The organism is Paenibacillus sp. S150 (genome assembly GCF_019352175.1).
Taxonomy (GTDB): Bacteria; Bacillota; Bacilli; order Paenibacillales; family Paenibacillaceae; genus Paenibacillus_AQ.
On the sequence record NZ_JACBYI010000035.1, the window covers coordinates 44197 to 70319 of the forward strand.

A 26123-nucleotide genomic window follows, 5' to 3' on the forward strand; every position below is an offset into this window, starting at 1 on the left:
AGGCAGGAGGTCGTTCTAGTGAAAATCGTCATTGTTGATGATCACCCATTGGTTAGAAGAGGACTCGCGGCGGTCATTTCCATGCAGTCCAATCTGCAATTTGCCGGAGAAGCAACGAATGGCCAAGAAGCGCTCTCGGTGATAGAAGAGACGCAGCCTGATCTTGTGCTTATTGATCTCAAGCTGGCCGATGAATCAGGTCTGGATGTCATCAAAGCAGCGCGTTCACGCGGTCTGATCAGCAAGTTTATCCTGCTCACCTCTTCGGCGAGCCGGGAGGATTTCCTGAAGGCGGAAGAAGTTTTGGTAGATGGCTATGTGCTGAAAGAGGCACTGCCTGAGGAATTGCTTTTTGCCATTCAACTGGTACATAAGGGCAGAAAGTATTATGACCCCGGCCTGATGGAGGATAAAATGCGGATGGGCGGCAACAGTCCTACCGACGAATTGACCCCGAAAGAGAAAGAAGTGCTGATTGAGCTTGGCCAGGGGGCATGCAACCGCGAAATCGCCTCACGGCTGTTCATCAGTGAATTCACAGTGAAGAAGCATGTCAGCCAGATTCTGGCGAAGCTTCAGGTAGCGGACCGTACGCAGGCAGCGCTGTACGCCAACGCCGTGGGGTTGACCAAATATGAAATGTCATACGAATGACTTCCATTAAATTCAAAATATGTAATAACACGGATGAAATTATCCGTGTTTTTTTGTAAAGATAAGAATTTATAGGTTTTGGGGGAAGCGAAGCTTATCCGTTAATTTACGGCTGAGCTGTAGTATGAAAGAATGGATCGGGACTTCGGCCAAGCAAACTGCGCGATTGCGTTGGCCGCAGCAGGCAGGTAGAGGGAATCAAAGGCAGAAGTACCTTTGAATTCGCCCGAAGCCGGCAGGACGAGGGAATCAGCGCGAAATGATTCTTCTCCTCCCCACTGAAATTATAGGACGCCGATAGCCGTCTTTCTTAAAAGATAAGAATTTAACCTGAATTGAACCGGAGAACCTGAACAAGCTGATGAAACGTAAGGAGGTTCATAGGGAACGGAAGCGAAGTGTAAAAAGTAACACTAATGGGCTGGAATTCTGGATTTACCGGGCTTTAGTGGGATTTTGTACACTTAATAGAGGCCCGCTCCCTCCATACGGCTGATTTTAGCCGAATTAGTTGTACTTTTTCCCACTAGGGATGATCCATGATCCGAATGAGCTACTTTAGTTATCCTTTTTACCACTAAAATGGCTGCCCTTTGAATGAATGGTTCAAGTTCATTTTATTTAGGGCGTATTCCCCATAAGGGAGAGAAACGGAACGATTAGGGTTCCTTTTTCCCACTAACGCTTGCGAAAAAGGGGATGCGGTGAGGTTAAGTTCACTTTTTCCACTTGAGCTTACCGCCTTGTCTCAGCAGGAAGGTCTGGATGGACTGGGGAAGGGAGCACAGCTTCAACCGGCTATGGCGAACAGGATAGCTCCAGTCGCCTTATATTCAGAAATCCCAAACGGCTACGCTGTCCAGTGAAGGGCGGCATAGCCGTTTTTTCTCTGTCATTATCTCTTCCATTGGAGAAGGCCTGGCTCTATGTATTCCGCCGCCAAAATGCTATCAGATCCATCTGTGAACATGACTGAACAAGGTGAAGCCTGCCACAAGCCGGCGGGCGAAGCCATTGATTCCACAGCTTGTCAGGCTTTTCCAAGCCTATGGCACTAAAGTATACCATGACCCCCCTCCACAGAGGTAATCCGCCTCACACGAAAGTGAAGATTAAAGTGATGGTATGACCCATGTGGCGATCCTCAGGGATTGATAGAATAAAAGCAAGATATCTGAAACTTTCATGATTGCTTTCAGAATGCAATAAATGCGGAAGGAGGGTTACTGTGGAAAAGACGATTTTGGATTACATTAACCTGATTAAGAAGAGGTTATGGTTAATCACGTTGTTTGTATTAATCTCCTGCACCACCACCTTCTATGTCAGCAAGAACTTCGTCGTGCCTGTCTACTCAGCCTCCGGACAGCTGCTCGTCAACAACGCCGTGAACGTCCCCGAGAGCAACAATCTTAATAATCTGAACTTCAGCCTCAACCTCATCGAGAGCTATAAGGAAATCTTGAAGTCCCCCACGATTATGAAGAGTGTAGTAGCAGAGCACCCCGAGTTCAATCTGACAGAACAGCAATTGGCTGGCAAGCTGCAGATCAAATCTTCGGAGAAAAGCCAGGTAATCAACCTGAGCGTGCAGGACGAGAGCTACACGAAAGCGGCCACGATCGTAAATGCGGTTTCGCAGACGTTCATCCGCAGCTTGCCGGCGCTGATGAATCTGGACAATGTGACTTTTCTGACCCCTGCTGATCCTGCAGCTGCCTCTGGTCCGGTAAACAGCGGTTCCATGATGAACATTATCATCAGCTTTGTGGTTTCACTGATGGCGGCCATCGGAATTATTCTGCTGATGGAAACCTTGAACGGTACACTCCGGTCAGAGAAGGAGGCAGAGTTCGATCTCGGGCTTCCGGTTATCGCCAGCATTCCTACGATCCGCAAGAAGGACTTGGGCAGGCCGGCAAATGCCAATGCAAGAGTAGGGGAGGGTGCTTATGCTACGGCTGAATAAAAGTCTGATTGCGGATATGAATCCATCCTCGCACATCTCAGAATCCTTCCGCTCGCTGCGCACCTATATCCGGCAGCTGGAGCTGCTGAAGGGCAGTGGAGGACAGGTTCTCCTGTTCACCTCCGCAGAAGGCGGGGAAGGCAAGACGACCATTCTGTCGAACCTTGCGGTTTCCTTTGTGCAGGACGGCAAGAAGGTCGCGGTTGTGGACTGTAACCTGAGACACCCGGGGCTGCACACTGTGTTTGAGGTGGAAGGCAGCCAAGGCTTGGCCGCATACCTCGCAGGTATGGAAGAGGCCAAGGATATCGCGGTATACGGCAATCTGGCCAATCTCGCTGTAATCCCGGCCGGAATTACCGGTGTGAGTCCGCCGGATCTGCTGGGGAGCGACAAAATGCCTGCTCTGCTGGAGGAGCTGAAGACAAGCTTCGATTTGATTCTGCTGGATTCGCCGCAGGCGGTAGAGTACAGTGATGCACGTATCCTGGCCCCGCTGTCGGACGGAGTGATCATCGTCGCCAGGCATGGCAAAACCAAGCGCGAATCGCTTAAAAAGCTCAAAGGTGTCATGGAGCAGACAGGTGTGAAGATCCTCGGGATTGCTATGAATCAGACCAGATAGTGCTTCCAAGAGGGTTTTGTTCTAGAGAAAAATGAGTGGAGCCAATACTTACAAAACCGGGGTGTATGCTTCCGAAGCAAGTTTTGTACGAAGAATAATCGGATGAGGCATATGCTTACAAAACTCTTTAGGAGGTAAGTGCGATGAAAAAAGTAAAGAAGGTAATTATCCCTGCGGCAGGTCTAGGAACGCGCTTCCTTCCTGCGACGAAGGCAATGCCTAAGGAAATGCTGCCGATCATCAACAAACCCACTATCCAGTACATCGTGGAGGAAGCAATCGCTTCCGGCATTGAAGATATCATCATCGTTACAGGTAAAGGGAAACGCGCCATCGAAGATCATTTCGACAACGCTTTTGAACTGGAATCCAGACTGCTGGAGGACGGCAAGCTGGAGCTGCTGAGAGAGGTACAGCGTTCCTCGAAAGTTGAAATTCACTATATCCGTCAAAAAGAACCCAAAGGTCTCGGCCATGCGGTATGGTGCGCCAGACGGTTCATCGGAGACGAGCCCTTCGGCGTAATGCTCGGTGATGATATCGTAACCGGCCAGGTTCCCTGCCTGAAGCAGCTGATTGATCAATACGAGGAAACCCAGAATTCAGTAATCGGTGTACAGGAAATTCCCGATGAATTCACCAACCGCTACGGGATCATTGAACCCGACCTGCAGGACGGACGGCTGTACCGGGTTAATAATTTTGTCGAAAAACCGGCGATTGGCACCGCTCCTTCCAATCTGGCGATCATGGGACGTTATGTCTTTACGCCAAAAATCTTCAAGTACCTGGATCTGCAGGAAAAAGGCGCAGGCGGCGAAATTCAGCTCACCGATGCCATTCAGAAGCTGAATCAAAGCGAGCGAGTGTATGCTTATAACTTTGACGGTACGAGATACGATGTCGGCGAACGGCTTGGCTATATTTTGACTACACTCGAATTTGCGCTGCAAAGTGAGGATCTGCGGTATCCGGTGATGGATGCTATGGCAGAATGGCTCAGCAAAGCGGGACAAACTCTGAACAGCTGAAAACCAAGCATATGCTTTCGAAGCTGGCAGTGGTTGAGGCTTAGTCAGGAAGTGTAGGCTAACAAAACTTTTAGGAGGAATGAGGAGAGATGAGCATGCAAAAACTGCCGGAAGACTATGAGGCCGTCCTGCCGAAACTTTACATGCTGCATGCCAAAGAAGGAAGCAAAGAAATGGATTCCTATCTGGTGATGAAGCGGATTATCGACATTTTTTTCTCCGCTCTTGGCCTTCTTGTGCTGCTGCCGCTGTTCATAGTGGTGGCGATCCTGATCAAGCTGGAAGATCCGAAAGGAAAGGTGTTCTTCCGTCAAAACCGGGTTGGCAAGGATGAGAAGCTGTTCCCGATGTATAAATTCAGATCCATGGTATCGAATGCCGAGGAGCTGAAGGCGAATCTGATGGCCTACAACGAGGTCAGCGGCGCGATGTTCAAGATCAAAAACGATCCCCGTATCACACGTACAGGAAGATTCCTGCGCAAAACCAGCATTGATGAACTGCCTCAGCTCTGGAATGTGCTGCTGGGCCATATGAGCCTGGTTGGCCCCCGTCCGCCGCTCGTGGAAGAGGTGGCGCAGTACACGGAATATGATAAGCAACGGCTTATGGTTACACCGGGCTGCACCGGCTACTGGCAGGTCAATGCGAGAAACAGCGTCGGCTTCGACGAGATGGTACAGCTGGATTTGACCTACATTCATATCCGCAGCACCATGCTGGATCTCAAAATCATCGCCAAAACCGGCCTGATGCTGCTTGGCTCCAAAGATGCATATTAAAAAAATGGAAATTGGGTGAATGCCGATGCTTGTAAACGGAGACGTTCCTAAGATTTCCATAATCATCTGCACCTACAACAGATCAGCATTGCTGCTTAAGACGCTCCAGTCGCTCTTGCCGCTCGAGAATCTGGATCAGGCTGAGGTCATAGTAGTCGATAACAGCTCCAAGGATGATACGGCGGCGGTAGCCGGGCGGTTTATAGAGAGTGAAGGCGCAGATATGGATATCCGTTACCTTCTGGAGCCGGTGCAAGGATTATCGGCGGCCCGGAACACAGGGATTCTGGCTTCCAAATCGCCGCTCATCGCGTTCCTTGATGATGATGCGGTTCCCTGCCGGAATTGGATAACAACGATTGTAGGCACCTTTGAGGAGAAGCCCGGGGTTATGGCCATGGGCGGCAAGATCGCCCCGATCTTCGAGAGCAAGCGTCCCGAATGGCTGATCAAGCCTTTCGAGCTGCCTTACACCATCGTAGATTTGGGCAACCGGATCAAGGAATATCCTAAGCGGCTTCATCCCTGCGGCGCCAATATGGCGATGCGCAAGGCGGCCTTCGATATCAGCCTGTTTCCGCTGGAGCTGGGAAGAAAAGGGGATTCGCTTCTCTCCGGTGAAGAAACCTGGCTGTTCGACCAGCTGCAGGGGGAAGGACATTCGATCCTCTATCATCCGCAGATGGCCGTAGACCATTTTGTTCCGGCCAGCCGTTTGACTGAAGATTGGATTATGAAAAGATATTACAGCCAAGGCATATCCAACGCGATGAAAAGCGAAGGCATGAAGGAAAATCTGCTCCTGCTGGGAAAGACGGCCGCCAAAGTCATATATATATTGGCTGACTCGATCCTCTCCAGAAGCCAGGGGAGAAAACTCCTGAACAAATGCAGGCTGGAGAGTATTCGCGGAACTCTTCATATGATCTGGAACCGGAAGAGGGAATCCGCAGCGGGGTGAGGGAGACAATGACGAATTTTGAGTGGGGCTCAAAAATGAACGCTTTGCCATACGGAATGCTCTATCTCATGTCCGCTCTGTTTCTTGGAGCAGCGGTCATTTATCAGCCGGCAATAGCGGTAGCAGCCGTACTCCTGATTATTTTGCTGGTTGTCTCTATCTCGCGTCCTGAGCTTATCAGCTATTTCGTCCTGCTGACGACGGCGGTCTCCATCAACTTTTTGTATCCCGGCAGCATGTTCGGCATTGAAATTCTGTCGTTATACAAGCTGGTGATCCTGATGCTGCTGGTGCCCTGCATTCTGGTGAACGGCTTGAAATTCCGCCTCAGCCAGCCCCTGTGGGCCATGGTGGCGCTGCTGTTCATCACCTTCGGTTCCTCAATTTGGCTGCCGGAGATGAGCGGGTCCATTGCCGTCAAGGCATTTATCGGATTGTCCCTTCCTTTTGTCTTTCTCTTGATCAACTGGAAAAAGGAGGTGGCTGAGCGGCAGATCCGTATTATCACGACGCTTCCACTGGTAAGCGTGCTGGCCGGAGTCCTGCTGCAGGTCGCGCACCTCCACTCTTTGCTGGATGTGGAGTTCACCGGCGCTGTACGGGTTCAGGGAGCGAATATCCCGGCGCATCTGGCGATGCTGGCCTTCATGGGCGTGGGGATTGCATTTATTGAGATCAAGCGGAGTACACAGCATGTCCGTTTTTTCTATACGATGCTGGCGCTGAACTTCCTGATTCTCATTGGAACAGGGACACGGGGGCCGATATTGGCACTGGTATTGATGGTCCTGTACTACTTTTACGATATTTCACGGCAGTATCTGAAGGGCAGAACACAATTTCTGATTCCGCTCCTGTGCTCGGTTATTCTGATCTTCGCGGCGGTATATCTGCAGCTCGACAACATCAAGAAGCGTTCCTTCGAACGCACAACGGAGACAACGGTTGACTTATCGGGGCGTGCAGAAGCCTGGGAGTACTTCCTGAACAAGGCGGCAGATTCTCCGTGGTCGGGCAGAGGACTTGGAGCAGTTACAGTGGCGAACGACGGGACCCTTTACAAAGGGTTTGTGGTTCCGCACAACGAGTATATCCGCTTTTACTTTGATGGAGGGTATATCGGGGCCATACTGCTTCTGCTTTCATTATTGGCTGTGTTTATACTGGTGTACAGAGCTTTGGCGCCGCCAGTCAAACCTTATTATCTGCTCTTTATAGCAGCGTTTATGATTTATTCTTTTTCCGACAACACGCTGTCGACGGTCCAATCGATTATTCCGTTCTGTTGGTACCTGAACTGCCTGTACCGATCATCACAGATGGCCGATTCCCCACAAAAAGAAGTGATACGATGAACCAAGTGAACATGTTCGATGTCAATTTCGATAACTATGATTTCATGGACCTGCTTGATTACATTGATAAGACCATTCAGGAACGCTCGCAATCCTACATTCTGACCTGCAACGTCGATCATGTCATCAAGCTTCGCAAGGACAAAGAGTTCCAGACGGTCTATTCCGAAGCGGGAGCCGTAGTGGCAGACGGAATGCCGCTGATCTGGGCCTCGAAAATGCTGGGCAAGCCGCTGAAGCAAAAGGTATCGGGAGCTGATCTGTTCAGCCGCCTCGGCAATGCCTTTGAGCAAAGGAAGTACCGGCTGTTCTTCCTCGGTTCTGCGCAAGGCGTGCCGGAGCAGGCGACCAAGAACCTTAAAGCGGCCTATCCGGATATGAATATTGTCGGCTGCTATTCTCCTTCCTACGGCTTTGAGCACAACGATGAAGAGAACCAGCGCATTATCGAAATGCTGACCGAGAGTCAGCCGGATATTGTGTTCGTAGGCGTGGGAGCGCCGAAGCAGGAGAAGTGGATTTACCGGCATTACACCTCTTACCGGGCGCCGATCTCGATCGGCGTGGGAGCCACCTTTGATTTTCTGTCAGGCTCAGTGAAACGGGCGCCTGATTTCATGCAAAAGACAGGGCTTGAGTGGTTCTGGCGGCTCAGCCAGGAGCCGGGGCGCCTGTGGAAAAGATATCTTGTCGATGACGCCCAATTCCTGGTTCTGCTGCTCAAGGAGCTGCGCAAACGGGATAAAGTTAAGGGGGGCAGGCTGGAATGAACGTGAGTCTTCCGTCCATAAAGTCAGCAGGAATGCTGCTGCTGATCTGCGGCATATGTCTTGGCCTTCCGCTGATGATCGGTTTTGCCAGCGCGAAGCTTAGCTCTTCGGGCAGTCTTCAGGGAATTATTCTGGCGGGGATCCTGTTTCCGGCTTTCCTGCTGGCATTGCTGAAGCCGAAGGCGCTGATCGCCTACACCTTGCTGGTCTGGGCGGTTGCCCCGGAGCTGCGGCGTATCGCGGACTGGTCCGAAGGGGTCTACCATTCCGTATCGCTGCTCAGTCTGGCGCCGCTGCTTACCGGTGCAACCCTGGCGATTCCGGTGCTGAAGGAGATTCACCGGATCCGCAAATCTTCCACCCGGATTATCCTGCTGTTCTCGGTAGCCCTGGCTTACGGGGCACTGATTGGACTGGCGAAGAACGGCGTTGGCTCGGTGTATGACCTGGCGAATTATATCGTGCCTTTGCTGCTGATTCCATTTTTCGCGGTAACGCGCTTTAAGCCGAAGGATATTGACAGGCTGCTCTATGCTTTTGCCAACATCGCAGTGCTTGTAGCCATTTATGGGATCATCCAGTATTTGACCGTTCCTCCTTGGGATGCCTTCTGGATGAGGAATGCCGATATGATCTCCATTGGTACACCGTATCCCTTGGAAATCCGGGTCTTCTCTACTCTGAATTCTCCCGGGCCGGCGGCGACCTTCCTGGTATTTGCCCTGGTGCCGATGATTCTGGAGAAAAGATGGCAGGGAACGCTGCGCTGGATCGGCGTCCTGCTCGTTGTCATCTGCCTTCTGACCACACTGGTCCGTTCCGCCTGGCTCGTGATGCTGGTGATGCTGCTCGTATACATCGCCTCATCCCCCTCCAAAGGCAAATGGAAGGCGCTGCTCCAGCTCATGGTCGTCGCTGCCGCACTGTTCTGGATCGTCCCTAAGCTGCCGGGTGCGGAAGGGCTGGTCGCCCGCATGGAGACACTGACCTCGGTGCAGGAGGACCACTCCTATAATGAACGCCTGAGCCTTTGGCAGAACATGCTGCCGATGGTGGCGTCCAATCCGGTCGGCCAGGGGATAGGGAGTGTCGGCCAAGGGACCAAGCTCGGCAACGGCGGGGAGCTTGGCGAATACGGGAACATGGACAACGGCTTGATCGCCTTGCTGCTTACCTTCGGTGTCCTGGGCGCTTTATTCTTCTTCGGCGCACTGGGCGCTGTGATTAAGCAAATTGTAATCAGAGTGACCAGCAGAGACAGCCTTCAGCCATATGCCCGCCTGTCGCTGGCGGCATGGATGGGGGCAGTCATCAGCCTGGTATCGGATAACGGGTTTCCCGGACTCAAGGGTTATCTGATCTGGATGCTGATCGGCCTGGGCCTTGGTGCCAAAGAGATTATTGAGAGCAGAAAGAAGGGAATGCCGCATGCAGCCATCGAACGCGAAATCACTTCCCACTAGTACAGTCTGGTCTTCACTTCGGCGGTTTACCAAGAGTAAGGATAACAGCTCCGCCGCAGTGAAGACCATGTTCGTCAGCGTGCTGATCCTGCTGGTCAATATGCTGACCGGTGTGCTGACCGCCCGCTATCTGGGTCCGACAGGCCGCGGGGAGCAGACAGCTATGGTGAACTGGTCGCAGTTTCTGGCGTTCAGCATGAGCTTCGGCATCCCTTCGGCGCTGATCTACAACGCCAAAAAGAATCCGGATGAGGCCGGGGTGCTCTACCGGGTGGCCCTGCTGATTGCACTGGTATTCGGGACCGCAGCCATGATCGTCGGGATTGTGATTCTTCCCTACTGGCTGAAATCCTTCAGCCCGAGTGTCGTACTGTTTGCGCAATGGTCGATGATCCTGTGTCCGCTGATCGTGGTTTCACAGGTCAACAACGCTGCTTTTCAGTTCAGAGGCGATTACAAGACCTTCAACCTGCTGCGGTATCTGGTTCCGCTGCTGACGCTGGCGGCCATCGGAATTCTGATCCTCACGCATTCGATGAATCCTTTCACGACTGCCTTGGCGTATCTGGTTCCGTCAGTGCCGATCTTCATCTGGATGACGATTACACTGCTCCGTACCTATAAGGTGAAGCTGAAAGACGCTTATCTCAATTTCAAAAGACTGTTCACCTACGGACTCGGTTCGTACGGAAATGACTTGCTGGGACAGTTCTCCTTCTATATCGACCAGATCATTATCGCCGGCCTGCTGCGGCCGGCCGATCTGGGGCTGTATGCAGTAGCGGTGAGTCTCTCGCGGATGGTTAACTTCTTCTCGAACTCAATCACCGTGGTGCTTTTCCCGAAAGCCTCCGAGCTGTCGAAGGATCAGGCCGTTGCCCTTACCTTCAAGGCCTTCCGCATCAGCACAACATGTACCCTGCTGGGCTCACTGTTCCTGATGCTGGTCGCGCCGTTCGTGATCCCGCTGCTGTACGGCAAGGATTTCAACACCGCTCTGACGGTGTTCCGCCTGCTGCTGCTGGAAGTTACAATCAGCGGCGGCACCTTGATCCTGGCCCAGGTGTTCATGGCGCTGGGCAAGCCGAAGTTTGTGTCGATCCTTCAGGGGGTGGGGCTGATCCTGGTAATTCCGCTGCTGTTCCTGCTGGTGCCGAAGTTCGGATTGTTCGGAGCGGGGGTGGCAATGCTCTCCTCGGCGGTGCTGCGCTTCCTGTTCATTATTCTTAATATCAGATACAACCTGAAGGTCAAGCTGCCCCGCCTGCTGATTAACGCGGATGACATTCAGTGGATGAAGACGACGATGAATTCCTATATTCGCAAGAAACCTATGGATACCTAAGTGTTAGCGGGCAGAGGAACGAAGCGAGCTGCTTCTCTGCTTAACAAACAAATGTACGGTGCCAGAGGAATGGAAAGGAAGTTTGGAGCTGTAGAAGCGATAGCGTTCGCCTTTGTTTTCTAATTTCAACTGCTATTCAGCGGCCTAATGACACCGCACATAACCCGCAAAGGAGGATACCTTCATGGATTCAGTGAAAAGCGTGCTTGGCGGCCCGGGCAGTTACCCGATTTCGGCTGTCATCATTGCCCAGGATGACGAAGTTCGGATATCCAAAGCAATTCAGTCCTGCCGACTGTTCGCCGATGAGGTGGTCGTGATCGACGGAGGAAGCAAAGACGGGACGGTGCAGCTGGCCGAAAGCTTGGACTGCCGGGTGTTCGTCAACCCATGGCCCGGATACGCGAAGCAAAGAGAATTCGGAGTGGAACGCGCCGTCCATGATTGGGTCTTCCTTATTGATACCGACGAGGTGGTCAGCGATGAGCTGGCGCAGGACATTCTGAAACGCAAGCCGGGCCTGACAGACAGGGCAGTAGCCTTCTCGCTGTACCGGATCGGTGATTTCCTGGGAAGATGGCTGGACAAGGGCGAGTACCTGGTGCGCCTTTACAACCGCAAGGAATATGGCATCCGCAACAGTCTGGTGCATGAAATGCCTGAGGTATCGGAGGAGAAGACGGTCCGCTTGAACGGAATCCTCTGGCATCAGGGCTTCCGCAGCATCAATGACCATGTCGCCCGCTTCAACAAGTACACCGATCTCGAAGCCCAAACGGCATATGCCAGCGGCAAGCCCTTTAAGATCAGCCATTTGCTGCTCCGCCCGCCGGCCCGTTTCTTGCAGAAATACTTCCTGCATGGCCTGTTCAAGAAAGGTATTTCAGGCTTTGCGGTATCCATATTCTGGGTGATGTATGAATTCATGGTCGGCTTCAAGCATTACGAATTGAACAGCTCCGGCAGGCTGGCCCGGCATAATGCCCTGGGCCAGGCGGAAAAAGAGAAGAAAGGGGAGAGAAGCTATGCCGTACAGTGACGGATTGAACATTATGACGACCGGCCTTAGCTGGCCCTCTTTACAGCCAGGCGGACTCAATACGTATTTCAAATCCGTTTGTGAGCAGCTCTCTTCACGCAACAAGGTGCATGCCCTGATCTGCAGCCAGGAGACGCCTCCCACCGCCAAGGAGCTGATTATCCACAACGCCGGCGACCCCAAGGAGACGATCTGGAAGCGCAAGGATGCGTTTCAGCGCAAGGCGGCGGATTTGATGGGAAACGGCAGCGGGCGGATAGATATTCTCTATTCCCACTTCGCACCCTACGGAATCGGACCGGCGATTGAAGCCAAGAAACGCGGAATTCCCGTGGTAATGACCTTCCATGGCCCATGGAATGAAGAGATGAAGATCGAAGGCCAGGGCATCAAGCACCGGGTCAAAACAACGATTGCCAAATCTATTGAACATAAAGCCTACAAGCTCGCGGACAAATTTATCGTGCTCAGCGAATATTTCCGCGACATGCTGCACAGCCTGCACGGAGTTCCGCTGCACAAGATCATTGTCATCCCGGGAGCGGCGAATGTGGAGCGGTTCGTGCCCGCCGCCAACCGGCTGGCCATCCGGCGGACCCTGAACCTCCCGGAGGGAGCAACCACCGTATTGACGGTGAGGCGCCTGATGAACCGGATGGGGCTGCTGCAGCTGCTGGAGGCCTGGAAGCAGGTATCCGAGCGCTTCCCGAATGCGATTCTGCTGATCGGCGGCAAAGGCCCGCTGCGCGGAGAGCTGGAGGAAAGAATCGCCGACTATGGACTCGGCAACAAGGTAAGGCTGCTGGGCTACATTCCCGATCACGAGCTGGCCTCCTATTATCAGGCAGCGGACATGTTTGTGGTTCCATCCCAGGCGCTGGAGGGCTTTGGACTGATTACCGTTGAGGCGCTGTCTTCGGGACTTCCGGTCATGGCGACCCCGGTTGGCGGCAACAAGGAAATTCTGCAGGGCTTCCGGCCGGAGCTGCTGTTCAAAGGCTCATCCAGCGACGATATGGCAGAGGGCATGATTCATATGCTGGGCAACCGCAAGCTGCTGCCGGGCCGGGATGAATGCAGAAATCACGTGCTGGAGAGATACACCTGGCAGCATGTAGGCGATCAAGTGGAATCCGTATTCCTACAAACTTTGGGAAAGGGTGTGGCTGCAGGATGCTAAAAGTCGCTTATATTGATCATACCGCCAAGTGGAGCGGCGGAGAGGTAGCCCTGTTCAACATCCTCACCAATATCGGCGAACAGATTGAACCGCTCGTTATCCTTGCCGAAGAAGGCACGCTTGCCGAACGCCTGCGGGAAAAAGGCATTGATGTCCGCGTCATCCCGCTGGATGAGAATATCCGCAGCCGCGGGCGGAATGCCGTCAACCTCGGTGCTCCGGCTGCTGCGCTGGGTCTGCTGAACTATGGACGCAAGCTGGCTCCTATCCTCAAGCAGGAGAAAGTGGATTGTGTGCATACCAACTCGCTGAAATCAGCCTTCTATGGAGCCGTTGCCGCCAAGAAAGCGGGCGTGCCGCTGATCTGGCATATCCGGGACCACATCGGTGCGCCTTACCTGAAGCCGGTTGTCGCCAAGGCGATCCGGCTGCTGTCACGCCTGCTGCCGAACGGTGTCATTGCGAATTCCCATTCCACTCTGAATGCGCTGGAGCTGCCGCGTACGAAGAAAACGCTGGTCGTCTACTCCGCTTTTGCCAAAGCGATCGGCGATGGCATCGGCAAAAGAGACCAGAAGGATTTCAACGTTCTGCTGGTAGGCCGCCTGGCGAATTGGAAAGGCCAGCATATCGTGCTGGAGGCCGCCAAGGCTTTCAGGGGCGACAGCCGGGTGAAGTTCTGGCTGGCCGGCGATGCCCTGTTCGGCGAAGAGGAATACAAAAACGGATTAATCCAGAAGATGCGGCAGGATGAGCTAACCAATGTCAGTCTGCTGGGTCATGTGGAAGACATACAAGGCCTCATGAACAAAGCCGATTTGCTGATACACACCTCGATTACGCCTGAACCGTTCGGCCAGGTGATTGTCGAAGGCATGGCAGCTGGACTTCCGGTGATCGCCTCCAACGAAGGCGGGCCGGTAGAAATTGTGGTTCCCGGTGTTACGGGACTGCTGATCCAGCCTGGAGACCCAGTCGTACTTGCAGATTCTATCACCTGGATGCTGAACCATCCCGAAGAGCGAAGACGGATGGCGGATAGTGGAATGAAAAGGGTAAAAGAGCATTTTGTCATCGAAAATACCGTCAAGGATATCGTCGATTACTATAAAGGCTTGCTGGCGGCGACCTGACCGTATGTAAGACATGAGCTTAAAGCTCAATCAAGATACTTATACATCCATGCGTTCACTGCTTGATGATGCTGCTCCATAAAACTTTGAGGATGATTCACATGAAAATTGCGATAGCGCACGATTACTTAATCCAAATGGGCGGGGCGGAAAGAGTAGTGGAGGTATTCCACCACATGTATCCGGATGCTCCGATCTTCACGACGGTTTTTAACGGAAGCCGGCTGACCGACAACCTCAAAGATGCGGATATCCGGGCCTCCTGGCTGCAAAAAATCCCGGGAGTGAAGACCAACTTTAAAGGGGTGCTGCCGCTTTATCCCATGGCCATCCGTGATTTGGACTTTCGCGGGTATGATATCGTCCTGAGTTCCAGCAGTGCTTTCATGAAAAGCATACAGGTGCCCGAGTCTACGTTCCACCTTTGCTATTGCCATACGCCGATGCGGTTTGCCTGGGACTATGACACCTACATGGAGCGGCAATCGAATTCCGGATTGTTCAAAAGACTGCTCAAGGTCTACATGCAGCGTCTCAAGAACTGGGACCAGCGGACATCCAAAAATGTAAACCAGTTCGTCGCCAACTCATCCGTGGTGAAGACGCGGATTCAGAACTACTATCACCGGGATGCGGATGTGATTTTCCCGCCGATCAACACCGCACGCTTCAGCAGCTCGTCCTCCATCGGCGACTACTACCTCATTGTCTCCCGGCTTGTATCCTACAAGCGGATTGACCTGGCGGTGGAAGCCTTCAACCGCAACGGGCTGAAGCTGTATATCGTCGGCGACGGTCCGGACCGCAAGCGTCTGGAGGGCATGGCCAAAGACAATGTATCGTTCCTGGGCCGGCTGGAGGATTCTGAGGTTACGGGACTGATGTCGAAGTGCCGGGCGTTTATTTTCCCGGGAGAAGAGGATTTCGGCATTACGCCGCTGGAGGCGAATGCCGCAGGAAGGCCGGTCATTGCCTATCAGGCCGGAGGGGCGCTGGACACCATCGTACCTTATGTCAACGGCGTATTCTTCCAGCATCAGGAAGTTGATGATTTGCTTGAGGCCATTTACGAAGTGGAGTCCTATGCGTGGGATATCGGGCAGATTATGGGCCATGCGCGCAAATTCGATGAACAGGCGTTTATGGTTCAGTTCAAGCAGTATGTGGAACAGGCCTACGTCAATTTTCTAAAAGGAGGATGATTGTATGAAGCTGGCAGTAATCGGTACCGGCTATGTCGGTCTTGTATCTGGCGTATGCTTTACATTGAATGGGAATCATGTGATTTGCGTGGATAAGGACGAGGAAAAGATCAAAAAGCTCAGCCGGATGGAATCTCCCATCTACGAGCCGGGAATCGAAGCGCTGATTGAAATGAATCTGCGTGAGGGCAGGCTGTCCTTCTCCTCCGATCTGAAAGAATCGGTGCGCCGCGCGGATATCGTCATTCTCGCTGTAGGGACGCCTTCTCTTCCTGGCGGTGAAGCAGACCTGAGATATATTGAGGGGGCCGCAACGGAAATCGCCCAGGCGATGGAAGGCTATAAAATCATCATGACCAAGTCAACAGTTCCCGTTGGCACGAACGAGAAAATCCGCAAAATTATCGCATCCCACACGAATTATCCCTTCGATATCGTCTCTGCTCCCGAATTTCTGCGCGAGGGCTCGGCTATTCAGGATACGCTCCATCCTGACCGGATTGTCATCGGACTGGATAACCCGGAGCTTGAACCTACAATGCGCCGGCTTCACCAGGGCTTCACGGAAAATGTATTTGTCACGGATATCCGCAGTGCGGAAATGATCAAATATGCATCCAATGCTTTTCTGGCAACCAAGATTTCCTTCATTAACGAGATCGCGAATATTTGTGAAAAAGTGGGAGCTGATGTAACCGAGGTGGCGCAAGGCATGGGCATGGACCGGAGAATCGGCTCAACGTTCCTGCAGGCCGGCATCGGTTATGGAGGCTCCTGTTTCCCGAAAGACACCAATGCGCTGATTCAGATTGCGGGCAACGTGGACTATGAGTTCAAGCTGCTGAAATCCGTAGTCGAGGTGAATAGGGGGCAGCGGTTCATGATTGTCTCCAAGCTGCATGAATCCCTCGGCAGCCTGCGCGGTGCAGTGATCGGCATTTGGGGCCTGGCCTTCAAGCCTAACACCGATGATGTCCGCGAAGCCCCGGCCCGCGAAATCGTCGAGGCGCTGGTGGCCGAAGGCGCTACGGTGAAGCTGTTTGATCCGATTGCTGCAGACAACTTCAGACAGCAATACGATCATCCGCAGCTCCGCTGGTGCGGCCTGCCGGAAGAAGCGGCGGAAGGCAGCGATGCGCTCTGCCTGCTGACCGACTGGAGCATGTTCAAGGAAATTGACCTGCATCAGCTCGCAAAAAGCATGCGCCGCCAGGTGCTGATCGACGGCCGCAACGTATACTCCAAAGAGCAGATCGAAGGCACCGGCCTTGAATACCACTCCGTCGGACGCCCGCAGATGGGGGGCCTGAGCGGCTACTCCCCCAGCGTAGCCGGCGCAATCTAAGGGCTAAGCGCTCAACGCTAAGTGCTCCTTGACGCTCTTGCTCTTGCCTGCCGCCAAACAAGCGGCAATGCCGGATCTTTAGCAGGGAGCTTCGCCTGGGGTGAAGCGCGCTAAAGATGCGATGCTTCCAGAGCGCTTTCCAGCAAGAGTTCTTATTCAGTAAGCTGTTAAGGGAAGGAGCGTAGAGGAATTTTGGAACTGTAGGAGCGGAAGCGTCCGCCTTTGTCTCCGGATTTTTACCGCGATCAGCGGTTCAATCAGGAAATCTGGAGACAACAGCGGCCGGAAGTCCAAACATTCCTTGGAGTGACTCCCGCAACAGCTCAATCTGTAAGAATTTTTTTGCGCGGATCACAGCGCAACAAGAAGCATTCTATCTTTTGCGTCAGCCACCCAGCAAGAACGAACCAATAACAATCCGGTATTTTCGCAATAAACTCATATATGGGAGGGTTCACTTATGAAACTGGTACTTCTATCCGGCGGTTCTGGTAAACGGCTCTGGCCTTTGTCCAACGACTCACGTTCCAAACAATTTCTGAAGGTGCTGCAAAGCCCGGCAGGTGAACCGGAATCCATGGTGCAGCGTGTATGGCGACAGCTGCAGGAGACAGGGATGGCACAATCCTCGTACCTGGCTACCGGCCGCAGCCAAGTGGAGATGATTCAGAGCCAGCTCGGCGGCGATGTGCCGATCATTGTGGAGCCGGAGCGCCGTGATACCTTTCCGGCCATTGCACTGACCGCAGCCTATCTGTATTCGGTGGCGGGGGTGTCTCCAAGTGAGACCGTGGCCATTCTGCCGGTCGATCCGTATGTGGAGGCCTCCTTTTTTGAGACGGTAGTCCAGCTTGAGGCAACCATGCAGGAGAGCGGCGCCAATCTGGCGCTGATGGGCGTAGTCCCGGAGCATGCTTCCGAGAAATACGGCTACGTTATTCCTACGAGTGCCGAAGCCGGGGCAGGCGGCTATTTACAGGTCAGCCACTTCCAGGAGAAGCCGGACCGGGTACAGGCTGAGGAGCTGATCAGCCGGGGCGCACTGTGGAACTGCGGAGTATTCGCTTTCCGCCTGGGCTATCTGCTGGATATTTTACAGCGCAAAGGTTTGCCTCTGAACTATGAGGAGCTGCAGAAACAGTATAAGCTGCTGGCTTCCATCAGCTTTGACTACGAAGTGGTGGAGAAAGAAGAGAATATCGTTGTTCAGCCGTACGCCGGCTTCTGGAAGGATCTTGGCACTTGGAATACCCTCACCGAGGAAATGAGCAGCAATCATGTGGGCAAGGGCTTCGTGACTGCAGACTCCGAAGGGACCTGCCTGATCAACGAGCTGGACATTCCGATTACGGTAATCGGTGCGAAGGATCTGATTATCGCAGCCAGCCCGGACGGCATACTGGTCACCCACAAAGCGGAAAGTCCGCGCATCAAGGAAGTGCTGAAGTCTTTTGAACAAAGACCGATGTACGAGGAGCGCCGCTGGGGCCATTATAAGGTAATTGATTATGTGAAATATGATGAGGGCAACGAGGTGCTGACCAAGCGGATTTTTATAGCCGAGGGTAAAAATATCAGCTACCAGCTGCATCACAAACGCAGCGAAATCTGGACAATTGTCAGCGGCGAAGCAAGCATTGTCCTGAATGAGAAAATGCACAATGTGAAGGCCGGTGATGTGGTCCGCATACCGGAGGGCACCAAGCATGCGATCCTGGCTTTGACGGATGTGGAGTTCATTGAGGTGCAGACCGGCTCGGAGCTGGTGGAAGAGGACAATATCCGCATTACGCTGGACTGGGAAGATATCGCTCTGCAGCAGTTTATTTCATAAAACCGGCGGTATTGCAGGCTGGGAGGAATTCGACCTTACCTCCCGGGCACATGTCGATTGCAGAATTTTATCTAGGGCTAAATAATCTATTTACCCAATTGTTACAAATCCAAAACAGGTATTAAGAACCATTTATTGAGAAAAATTCATTAATGCTCTAAACTAAAAATTTAATAGAGACGATACTTACGGTAAGAGGGATAAATCCTTCCAAAACGAAAAAGGCAAACCTAATCGAAAGATAGGGACGCAAAGCTATAGGGCCTTCGAAAGAGTGGCAGCCTGGCTACCGAAAGGAAGATAAATTTTGACAACTTACCGTAAGTCTCGTCTGCTGTGCATTATTTTGACCATTGCCCTGTTTCTGACTGCCGTGCCGCTTGGTTTGGGAACCGCGCCTTCGACTGCAGCTGCTTCAAGCTCTTCAGCGCCGGTTAATCCGGATGCTTCAGCCGCAGCTGTCAAACTGCTAAGCGACCTGTATGCCATTTCCGGAAAAGGCATCATTACAGGCCAGCATGACTACCTGGAGAGCCCGGATGAATTCAGCAACAAGCTAAAGGGAACGAGCGGACAGTATGCCGCCCTTCATGGCTATGAGCTTGGCGTAATCAGCGGCCAATCGGAAAGCACTGCAGCAGCGCAGCGCAAGAATGTAGTGAACAGCGCGATCAACTGGTATAAAAATGGCGGTATCGTCGCTATGACCTTCCATGAGCAATTGCCCGGCACTTCATATCAATGGGCCAATGTGCAGAAGACAATCAGCCAGGCGGAATTTAATAAGTATGTAACACCGGGTACGGCCCAATACAACAGCCTGATCGCTGATTTGGACAAAGTGGCAGTTTCGCTCAAAAGCTTGCGGGACGCAGGAGTTCCTGTACTTTGGAGACCTTATCACGAAATGAATGGAAACTGGTTCTGGTGGGGACAGAAAAATAATTTTGCGGAACTTTGGAATATTATGTATGAACGTTTTGTGGGCGTTCATCAATTAAACAACCTGCTGTGGGTGTGGAACCCCAATGCTCCCAATGCCTGGTCTGATCCTTATGAGCTGACCTATCCGGGAGCGGACAAGGTAGACGTTCTCGCGGCAGATATATACAACAATGATTACATGAACAAATATCATGACAGCCTGCTGAGCCTGGCGAACGGCAAACCCATTGCCATAGGCGAGAACGGCGAAATGCCGAGCACAGCCAAGCTGCAGCTTTCCCAGAGAAAATGGGTATATATGATGAACTGGGGAAAAATGCTCTACGAGAATAACAGCACAGATACTATCAAAGGCTTCATGAGTGACAGCTACACAGTGACGCTGGATCAATACAAAGCGGGGCTGGTTCAGACGCCTGCTCCAACTGCAACACCGGCACCGACGCCGACTGCAACGCCGACACCAACACCAACACCAACACCGACCGCAACGCCGACGCCAACACCGGCAGCGGCCAAACCAGTAGCAACGCCGGCCCCATCCTCCGATGAGGAGGCATTGCCTGTTGTGAATGGTCTTCGTGGAGAATATTTCAATAACATGACGCTTTCAGGCACGCCTGCACTTGTACGCAATGATGCTTTGCTCAATTTCAACTGGCGCCAGACTTCACCGGACAGCTTAATTAAGGTGGATGGCTTCTCGGCCCGCTGGACCGGCCAGATCAAGCCGTCGTACAGTGAGACCTATCAGATTGCCACCACTTCAGATGACGGCATCCGCGTCTGGATTGACGGTACAGCTGTAATCGACAGCTGGACGAAGCAGAGCGGAACCGAACGTACTGGAACTATTGCCTTGAACGCAGGCGAACTCTACGATATTAAAATCGAGTATTACGAAAATGCCGGCGACGCCAATATTCGCCTGATGTGGCAAAGCCCGAGCCAGACCAAGGGAACAGTTCCAACAAGCGCTTTGTTCGCCAATGCGGCAGCAGCCGGCGCGAATAAAGAATTGCTGGCAGTTGTACCAGCAGCGACACCAACACCAACGCCAGCCGCGACACCGGTGCCAACAGCGACGCCAACGCCGGCCGCGACACCGGTGCCAACAGCGACACCAGCGCCGGTGCCGGTGCCTGCAAATGCCCCGGCCGCGAATGGGCTGCAGGCGGAATACTTCAACAACATGCAGCTGGCAGGTGCTCCGGCACTCGTACGCACCGATGCTGTGCTGGATTTCAACTGGCGCCAGGGTTCGCCGGATACGGCAATCGGCATTGATTTCTTCTCCGTACGGTGGAGCGGCAAGCTCAAGCCGCTGTATAGTGAAACCTATCAGATTTATACAACATCAGATGATGGTGTCCGCGTTTGGGTCAATGGGACTCTAGTAATTGACAGCTGGATGAAGCAGAGCGGGACCGAGCGCACGGGAAGCATAAGTCTGCAAGCGGGGCTGCTATATGATATCAAAGTGGAGTATTACGAGAACCAAGGGGATGCAAGAGCGCGGCTGATGTGGGAAAGTCCAAGTCAAGTGAAGGGGACGGTTCCTGCGAGCGCACTGTTCCTTCCTTCCGCTTCCTAAGAGAGCAACTGGTTTACTGCTGTGAATTTGGCACCGAACGCCGATACTGGTTAAGCCGTTACAATATTAAATCCTACAAGTCCAATAGCCCTGCTTACAGCAGGGCTACTAAGCTATTAGTCCTCCTTTGGCTGCAGGATGGTCTGACCCGGCAACGGGAGAGATCTTCCATGTATGTCTATGGCGGCATTTACGGCTGGAGAAAGGAGATTACATTGAACACTTACCGTAAGTACCGGCTTTTTACTACGATTTTACCTATAATTTTTATCTTGTCTATACTGCCATGGAGCGAGGTGCGCAGTCTTCCTGTCGACCGGAATATAGTTCCTGCTGCGGCGATTTCGCCTGTAAATCCTGAGGCTTCGCAGGAAGCGGCCGATCTGCTTGATTATCTGGTCGATTTGGGCGGCAAGGGCATTATTTCCGGGCAGCATGATTATCTGGAGAGTCCGGATGAATTCAACAACAAGCTGAAGAATGCCAGCGGGGATTATGCGGTATTGCATGGCTACGAGCTGGGAGCGGTCAATAATCAGTCGAAGGAGACCATTGCCCGGCAGCGGCAGGCTGTTGTGGATAGCGCAATCAAATGGCATGACGCCGGAGGCATTGTGGCGATGACGTTCCACCAGAATCTCCCTGGAACCACTCCTGAGTGGTCCAATGTGCATATGAGTCTCAGCCAGGAGAAATTTGATGCTTATGTTACTCCGGGTACCGCGCAGTACAAAAGCCTGTTGGCTTCCCTTGACGAGGTAGCAGTCTATTTGGGTGAACTGCGGGATGCCGGAGTTCCTGTCTTATGGCGTCCTTATCATGAGATGAACGGAAACTGGTTCTGGTGGGGGCAGAAGGATAACTTTTCCAAGCTCTGGGATATTACTTACGACCGCATGGTGAATAAGCATAAGCTGAATAATTTGCTGTGGGTGTGGAATCCGAACGCCCCGAATGAGTGGGCCGGCCCTTACAGTGCCTATTATCCCGGAGCTGCCAAGGTGGATGTGCTGGCAGCGGATATCTACAATAATGATTACAAGCAGTCCTACTATGAAAGTCTGCTCAGGCTGGCTGACGGCAAGCCTATAGGCATAGGGGAGAGCGGAGAGCTTCCAGACCCTGTCATATTGTCTCAAACTCAGAGTAAATGGGTATATACGATGACATGGGGGAAAATGTTGACAGAAAATAATAGTCTCCAAAAAATTCAGAGCTTCATGGGCAATAAGCTCACGGTATCGAGAAATGATTATATTCAGTCGCTGAGGACCAAAACAAACACTGCAGCGGCCATAATTTCGAAAAATGGCGTAAAAGGGCAGTATTTCAACAATGCGGAATTGTCAGGGAATCCGGTATTGACCCGCAATGACAAGAAGATTGACTTCAACTGGCACGGAGATTCTCCGGCGGCCGGGGTGGGCAAGGATTCCTTCTCTGTCCGCTGGACCGGCAAAATCAAGCCGGTCTATAGTGAAAAGTATACCTTCACTGCTTCCTCTGATGACGGTGTCCGCGTGTGGATCGCAGGCAAGCTGATCATCGACAGCTGGAAGAACCAAAGCGGCGTCAGCCGGGAGGGGAGTATTCTGCTCACCGCAGGAACCGCGTATGACATTAAGGTTGAGTATTATGAGAACCGGGGGGATGCAAGCATCCGTCTGATGTGGAAGAGCCCGAGCCAGAAGTCTGCGGTTATTCCCCAGAACGCCCTTACCCTTCCTTGATGAATGAAGCGGCAGCTGGCTTTACAGCGCGCCTGGGCACACACCCCGAAAGAAAGCGAGGACATGGAAATGAGAGCTAGGACTAAGAAAAAAAAACGCAAACCGCTTCATCTTCTGCTAAAATTCGCAGCACTTGCCGTCTTGTTTCTGTTGTCCGTCTCTGTCTTCGGAGATGACGGGACGAATAAGGGCGAGGTCGAGGTAGACATGTCCAAGCTGTCCGCAGCAAGTGATGCGGGACCGGAGCTGCCGGAAGGCACAGTGCTGTGGCAGCTGGGACAGCAAGACGGCTCCGCTGCGGAATTCGCGGAGACCGGCTCCCCGGACGTGGAGGAGGTTTTTAATGTTGCTTCATCCACTATAAAAGCATCTGCACTCCATACGATACCTTCGGGGCTCAGAGGCGATACAAATCCTGAACTGCGGATTACGTACGAGCTGGATGAGATCCCGGTGAACGGGGTCTTATTTCGCGTAAGCATTCTGGATGCCTACAAATCCGTTCCGCAGATGAGCGTGTTCTCCAACCGCCAGCTTTCGGGAATTATCCAGATTGCCGGTGTTGCCGGAACAGACAGCAAATACAATTTCCGCAAAACCTATGAGCTGTACATTCCCAAAGAGCAGCTGGTTACCGGAACCAATGAGCTGAAGCTGCAGGCTGCGCGCGGGATTTATTCCTCCGACATGGAGGATAAATACAACTGGTGGACCTGGGACAACCTCAGTCTGGAGGCACTCAAGACTCCAATCAAGGAGCCGATTCACGGCAGCTACACGCTGACCGGCACCATGGTCAACAATAAGCAGTTTTATTTTGACGAAGGTGCGGTTACACATCTGCCCTATATCATGAAATGGCTTGGACTGGCTTACAGCGGCAATATAATGCGCACCAGCTGTGCCAGTGATGTCGGACGCTCCTGTTCCAATATGGGGGATTATTACAAGGTGCTGAAGGATTACAACATGCAGGCAGTAGCCCTGTATCTCTACACCGGCGACATCAAGCTGAAGGAGGACGGCTCGCTGCCGGAGGACGCGGAGAAGAAGCTCAACGATTATTTCGAGCAGTACGGCCCGTACTTCCAATATTATGAGGTGGACAACGAGCCGGGGCTGTTCAACCGCTCCAAGGCGGTAAATCTGGCTATTGCCGACTGGCTGAATGAGAAGGGCAAGACCCTCGCCCCCCATCTGCAGACCGTAGCTCCGGGCTGGGCCTATTGGCCTGACTACAGCATGGATTCCTGCGGCAACCAGAAGGGCGCGGTGCGCCAGTGCGGCGATCCCGATGGCTGGGAGCGTGATCCGGAGCAGCGGAAAGAGCTGGAGGAAGTGACCGACCTGACCAATGGACACTCCTACGGCGAGTCTTATATTTTCAGCAACGGAGGCAGCTTCACCGAGAATCTGAAGACCTTTGCCGGAGCTGCGGACGGACTTGGCAAAAAAATGCTGACGACCGAATTCGGCACCTCCGACTCTCATGTGGATGCCTACCAGTATGGAGCCGCAGAGCGTACGGCGGCGGTGTTCGACCGGATTATGCGCGCGCATATCGGCTATGCGGATATGTTTGTGCAGCATGCCGCTTTTTTCAAAAATTTCAGCCTGTTCAAATATGGCTTCAATCTGGAAGAGCATGATCCGGCAAAAACGGAGATTTATTACACCAAGGAAGGCGAGGATTCGCGTGTAAGCATCATGCGGCGGCTTGATCTGGCCTACGCGACACACGGCGCTCCGCTAAGCTATGAAATCACCAATAAGGATGCCTTAGCCGACAAGCTGGTCTATGTCCGGGCGGTGGACACCTCCACACTGGAGCCTCTGGCGGGAAGCGGAGCCACCTCAAACAAGGTGCTGGTGAACTTCGTCAACTTCGAAGAAACTCCGCAAACCGTTACCGTGAAGGTGACGATGCCGGAGCAAACCGTGTATGAGGGCGAACGCTTCGGCAAGGGTGATACTTATGAGGAAGCCCGCAGCTACGTTTCGGGAAAAAAAGCTGCACCTGCGCTTGAATTTACAGAAACGCTCGCGCCCGGGGAGGCTGTGCAGTACATTCTGGAGTCCTCCTCCGAGGTGGCGGACGCCCCGCCCCAAGGCTTCAAAGCGGCAGCCGTCAAAGGGCTGTCCGTCAAACTGAACTGGCTGGAGGCCCCTGGAGCAAGCTATGAAGTGCTCCGGGCCGAGGGCTCCGGCGGTGATTTGAAAGTGGTCGCCGACGGCATAAAGACTACGGAATATACGGACGGCAAGCTGCAGGAAGGCACGCTCTATACGTATGCGGTAAGAGTTGCAGGCTCGGGTGTGATGTCGGAAAAGCTGCAGATTACAGCCACCGGCCTGGTTCCCCTGGACCGCTCGGATTGGAAGGTATCGTCCAATGTGAACACTGAAGCTTCAAATCCGGCGAATGCCATCGACGGCGACAGGCGGACGCGGTGGGATACCGGCAAGCATCAGGCTTCGGGCGAATATTTCCAGATTGACCTCGGTAAAGCGCATTCGGTAGAAGCGGTCGATTTGGACTATACCCTGTCTTCCTATGATTATCCCCGGGGATATGAGCTTTATATTTCGGATGATGCACAGAACTGGACCAGGATCGCTTCCGGTAAAGGACAGCTGGAAATGACCAAAATTGTATTTTCTCAGGTCAAAACAAGATATATCCGCATATTGCAGACCGGATCGGGAGGGAACTACTGGTCAATCCAGGAATTGCAGGTGTATTCAAGAGAATAGGATCATCCGAACTGCCTCCGTGGATTCACCAAAGCCACCGGGGGTTTTTAGTGATTGGGGAAAGCTGAATTGAGAGGCATTCTGCTGCTTGGGCACAAGAAAGTATGGGGTTAGCAAGGCCGGCGGGGATATTCCTGAGCCTGCTGTTTACCAAGTTCTCTTTGCGGGAGAAAACGCTGATTTCCTGATCCGGCCTGCGCGGGGCGGTGCCGATTGTACTCGCAACCTACCCGCTGCTGGCGGGATTGCCCCAAAGGCGTTTGTTTTTTTAAAAGATAAGAATTTATCCTGAATTTCGAAAGTAAGTATCCACAAATCACCTAAAAGCTCTACACGAAGGGATTTCTTGCTAAAAACAGCCTGCACCAAATGGGTGAAGGCAAAAAGAGGGTTTATCCCTTGTCCGATCTGG

Annotated in this window: 19 protein-coding genes, 1 pseudogene and 1 riboswitch; all 20 genes and pseudogenes read left to right on the forward strand. The window is 52.8% G+C overall.

All coding sequences use genetic code 11. The features are described from left to right. Positions 1–18: 18 nt before the first annotated feature. A complete protein-coding gene (locus tag HYD27_RS24170; RefSeq protein ID WP_219219397.1) occupies positions 19–654 on the forward strand; it encodes a response regulator in 636 nt (211 codons plus the stop codon). Between the two features lie 1228 nt (positions 655–1882). Then, positions 1883–2623 (forward strand): YveK family protein, encoded by a 741-nt coding sequence (locus HYD27_RS24175; RefSeq protein ID WP_219219399.1) that lies wholly within the window; start codon positions 1883–1885, stop codon positions 2621–2623. Further along, positions 2607–3248, forward strand: a complete 642-nt coding sequence (locus HYD27_RS24180; RefSeq protein WP_219219401.1) for a CpsD/CapB family tyrosine-protein kinase — start codon at positions 2607–2609, stop codon at positions 3246–3248. Before HYD27_RS24175 ends, HYD27_RS24180 begins: the two co-directional genes overlap by 17 nt. A gap of 143 nt (positions 3249–3391) precedes the next feature. Continuing rightward, positions 3392–4279 (forward strand): UTP--glucose-1-phosphate uridylyltransferase GalU, encoded by an 888-nt coding sequence (gene galU / locus HYD27_RS24185; RefSeq protein ID WP_219219403.1) that lies wholly within the window; start codon positions 3392–3394, stop codon positions 4277–4279. 89 nt (positions 4280–4368) lie between these two features. After that, on the forward strand, positions 4369–5061 hold the full coding sequence (locus HYD27_RS24190) for a sugar transferase (protein WP_219219405.1): 693 nt from the start codon (positions 4369–4371) through the stop codon (positions 5059–5061). A gap of 19 nt (positions 5062–5080) precedes the next feature. After that, a complete protein-coding gene (locus tag HYD27_RS24195) occupies positions 5081–6022 on the forward strand; it encodes a glycosyltransferase (RefSeq protein ID WP_228745288.1) in 942 nt (313 codons plus the stop codon). Between the two features lie 8 nt (positions 6023–6030). Beyond that, the gene (locus tag HYD27_RS24200) at positions 6031–7377 is read left to right on the forward strand and encodes an O-antigen ligase family protein (RefSeq protein ID WP_219219407.1); all 1347 of its coding nucleotides are present in this window, start codon (positions 6031–6033) and stop codon (positions 7375–7377) included. Then, positions 7374–8147: a WecB/TagA/CpsF family glycosyltransferase gene (locus HYD27_RS24205; RefSeq protein WP_219219409.1), complete on the forward strand. Its 774-nt coding sequence runs from the start codon at positions 7374–7376 to the stop codon at positions 8145–8147. Before HYD27_RS24200 ends, HYD27_RS24205 begins: the two co-directional genes overlap by 4 nt. Beyond that, positions 8144–9610 (forward strand): O-antigen ligase family protein, encoded by a 1467-nt coding sequence (locus HYD27_RS24210; protein ID WP_219219411.1) that lies wholly within the window; start codon positions 8144–8146, stop codon positions 9608–9610. The genes HYD27_RS24205 and HYD27_RS24210 overlap by 4 nt, the downstream gene beginning before the upstream one ends. Further along, entirely contained in the window at positions 9576–10955 is a 1380-nt protein-coding gene (locus HYD27_RS24215; RefSeq protein ID WP_219219413.1) for an oligosaccharide flippase family protein, read from the forward strand. The genes HYD27_RS24210 and HYD27_RS24215 overlap by 35 nt, the downstream gene beginning before the upstream one ends. A gap of 184 nt (positions 10956–11139) precedes the next feature. Then, a complete protein-coding gene (locus HYD27_RS24220; RefSeq protein ID WP_219219415.1) occupies positions 11140–11994 on the forward strand; it encodes a glycosyltransferase family 2 protein in 855 nt (284 codons plus the stop codon). Next, positions 11981–13174 carry a glycosyltransferase family 4 protein gene (locus HYD27_RS24225; protein WP_219219417.1) on the forward strand — a complete coding sequence of 398 codons (1194 nt, stop codon included), beginning with the start codon at positions 11981–11983 and terminating at the stop codon, positions 13172–13174. Before HYD27_RS24220 ends, HYD27_RS24225 begins: the two co-directional genes overlap by 14 nt. Further along, a complete protein-coding gene (locus HYD27_RS24230; RefSeq protein WP_219219419.1) occupies positions 13168–14307 on the forward strand; it encodes a glycosyltransferase family 4 protein in 1140 nt (379 codons plus the stop codon). Before HYD27_RS24225 ends, HYD27_RS24230 begins: the two co-directional genes overlap by 7 nt. Positions 14308–14408: 101 nt before the next feature. Continuing rightward, the gene (locus HYD27_RS24235) at positions 14409–15509 is read left to right on the forward strand and encodes a glycosyltransferase (RefSeq protein ID WP_219219421.1); all 1101 of its coding nucleotides are present in this window, start codon (positions 14409–14411) and stop codon (positions 15507–15509) included. A gap of 4 nt (positions 15510–15513) precedes the next feature. Further along, a complete protein-coding gene (locus HYD27_RS24240) occupies positions 15514–16854 on the forward strand; it encodes a UDP-glucose dehydrogenase family protein (protein ID WP_219219423.1) in 1341 nt (446 codons plus the stop codon). 460 nt (positions 16855–17314) lie between these two features. Beyond that, positions 17315–18688, forward strand: coding sequence for a sugar phosphate nucleotidyltransferase (locus HYD27_RS24245; RefSeq protein WP_219219425.1), 1374 nt, complete (start codon positions 17315–17317; stop codon positions 18686–18688). A 213-nt stretch (positions 18689–18901) separates the two neighbouring features. Next, positions 18902–18982, forward strand: a riboswitch (cyclic di-GMP riboswitch). Between the two features lie 13 nt (positions 18983–18995). Beyond that, positions 18996–21227 carry a PA14 domain-containing protein gene (locus HYD27_RS24250; RefSeq protein WP_228745289.1) on the forward strand — a complete coding sequence of 744 codons (2232 nt, stop codon included), beginning with the start codon at positions 18996–18998 and terminating at the stop codon, positions 21225–21227. Positions 21228–21397: 170 nt separating this feature from the next. After that, positions 21398–22957, forward strand: a complete 1560-nt coding sequence (locus HYD27_RS24255; protein ID WP_219219426.1) for a glycosyl hydrolase — start codon at positions 21398–21400, stop codon at positions 22955–22957. Between the two features lie 207 nt (positions 22958–23164). Beyond that, positions 23165–25711: a discoidin domain-containing protein gene (locus tag HYD27_RS24260; RefSeq protein WP_219219439.1), complete on the forward strand. Its 2547-nt coding sequence runs from the start codon at positions 23165–23167 to the stop codon at positions 25709–25711. Positions 25712–25815: 104 nt separating this feature from the next. Beyond that, positions 25816–25980: pseudogene (locus tag HYD27_RS32170) on the forward strand (cation:proton antiporter domain-containing protein); the annotation flags it as partial. Positions 25981–26123: the final 143 nt, after the last annotated feature.

Excerpts from the sequence above, each read along its gene's own strand:
- HYD27_RS24180 (WP_219219401.1), top strand. The coding sequence starts at position 2,607 with ATGCTACGGCTGAATAAAAGTCTGATTGCGGATATGAATCCATCCTCG.
- galU (WP_219219403.1), top strand. The coding sequence starts at position 3,392 with ATGAAAAAAGTAAAGAAGGTAATTATCCCTGCGGCAGGTCTAGGAACG.
- HYD27_RS24190 (WP_219219405.1), top strand. The coding sequence starts at position 4,369 with ATGAGCATGCAAAAACTGCCGGAAGACTATGAGGCCGTCCTGCCGAAA.
- HYD27_RS24195 (WP_228745288.1), top strand. The coding sequence starts at position 5,081 with ATGCCGATGCTTGTAAACGGAGACGTTCCTAAGATTTCCATAATCATC.
- HYD27_RS24200 (WP_219219407.1), top strand. The coding sequence starts at position 6,031 with ATGACGAATTTTGAGTGGGGCTCAAAAATGAACGCTTTGCCATACGGA.
- HYD27_RS24205 (WP_219219409.1), top strand. The coding sequence starts at position 7,374 with ATGAACCAAGTGAACATGTTCGATGTCAATTTCGATAACTATGATTTC.
- HYD27_RS24210 (WP_219219411.1), top strand. The coding sequence starts at position 8,144 with ATGAACGTGAGTCTTCCGTCCATAAAGTCAGCAGGAATGCTGCTGCTG.
- HYD27_RS24215 (WP_219219413.1), top strand. The coding sequence starts at position 9,576 with ATGCAGCCATCGAACGCGAAATCACTTCCCACTAGTACAGTCTGGTCT.
- HYD27_RS24220 (WP_219219415.1), top strand. The coding sequence starts at position 11,140 with ATGGATTCAGTGAAAAGCGTGCTTGGCGGCCCGGGCAGTTACCCGATT.
- HYD27_RS24225 (WP_219219417.1), top strand. The coding sequence starts at position 11,981 with ATGCCGTACAGTGACGGATTGAACATTATGACGACCGGCCTTAGCTGG.
- HYD27_RS24230 (WP_219219419.1), top strand. The coding sequence starts at position 13,168 with ATGCTAAAAGTCGCTTATATTGATCATACCGCCAAGTGGAGCGGCGGA.
- HYD27_RS24235 (WP_219219421.1), top strand. The coding sequence starts at position 14,409 with ATGAAAATTGCGATAGCGCACGATTACTTAATCCAAATGGGCGGGGCG.
- HYD27_RS24240 (WP_219219423.1), top strand. The coding sequence starts at position 15,514 with ATGAAGCTGGCAGTAATCGGTACCGGCTATGTCGGTCTTGTATCTGGC.
- HYD27_RS24245 (WP_219219425.1), top strand. The coding sequence starts at position 17,315 with ATGAAACTGGTACTTCTATCCGGCGGTTCTGGTAAACGGCTCTGGCCT.
- HYD27_RS24255 (WP_219219426.1), top strand. The coding sequence starts at position 21,398 with ATGTATGTCTATGGCGGCATTTACGGCTGGAGAAAGGAGATTACATTG.
- HYD27_RS24260 (WP_219219439.1), top strand. The coding sequence starts at position 23,165 with ATGTCCAAGCTGTCCGCAGCAAGTGATGCGGGACCGGAGCTGCCGGAA.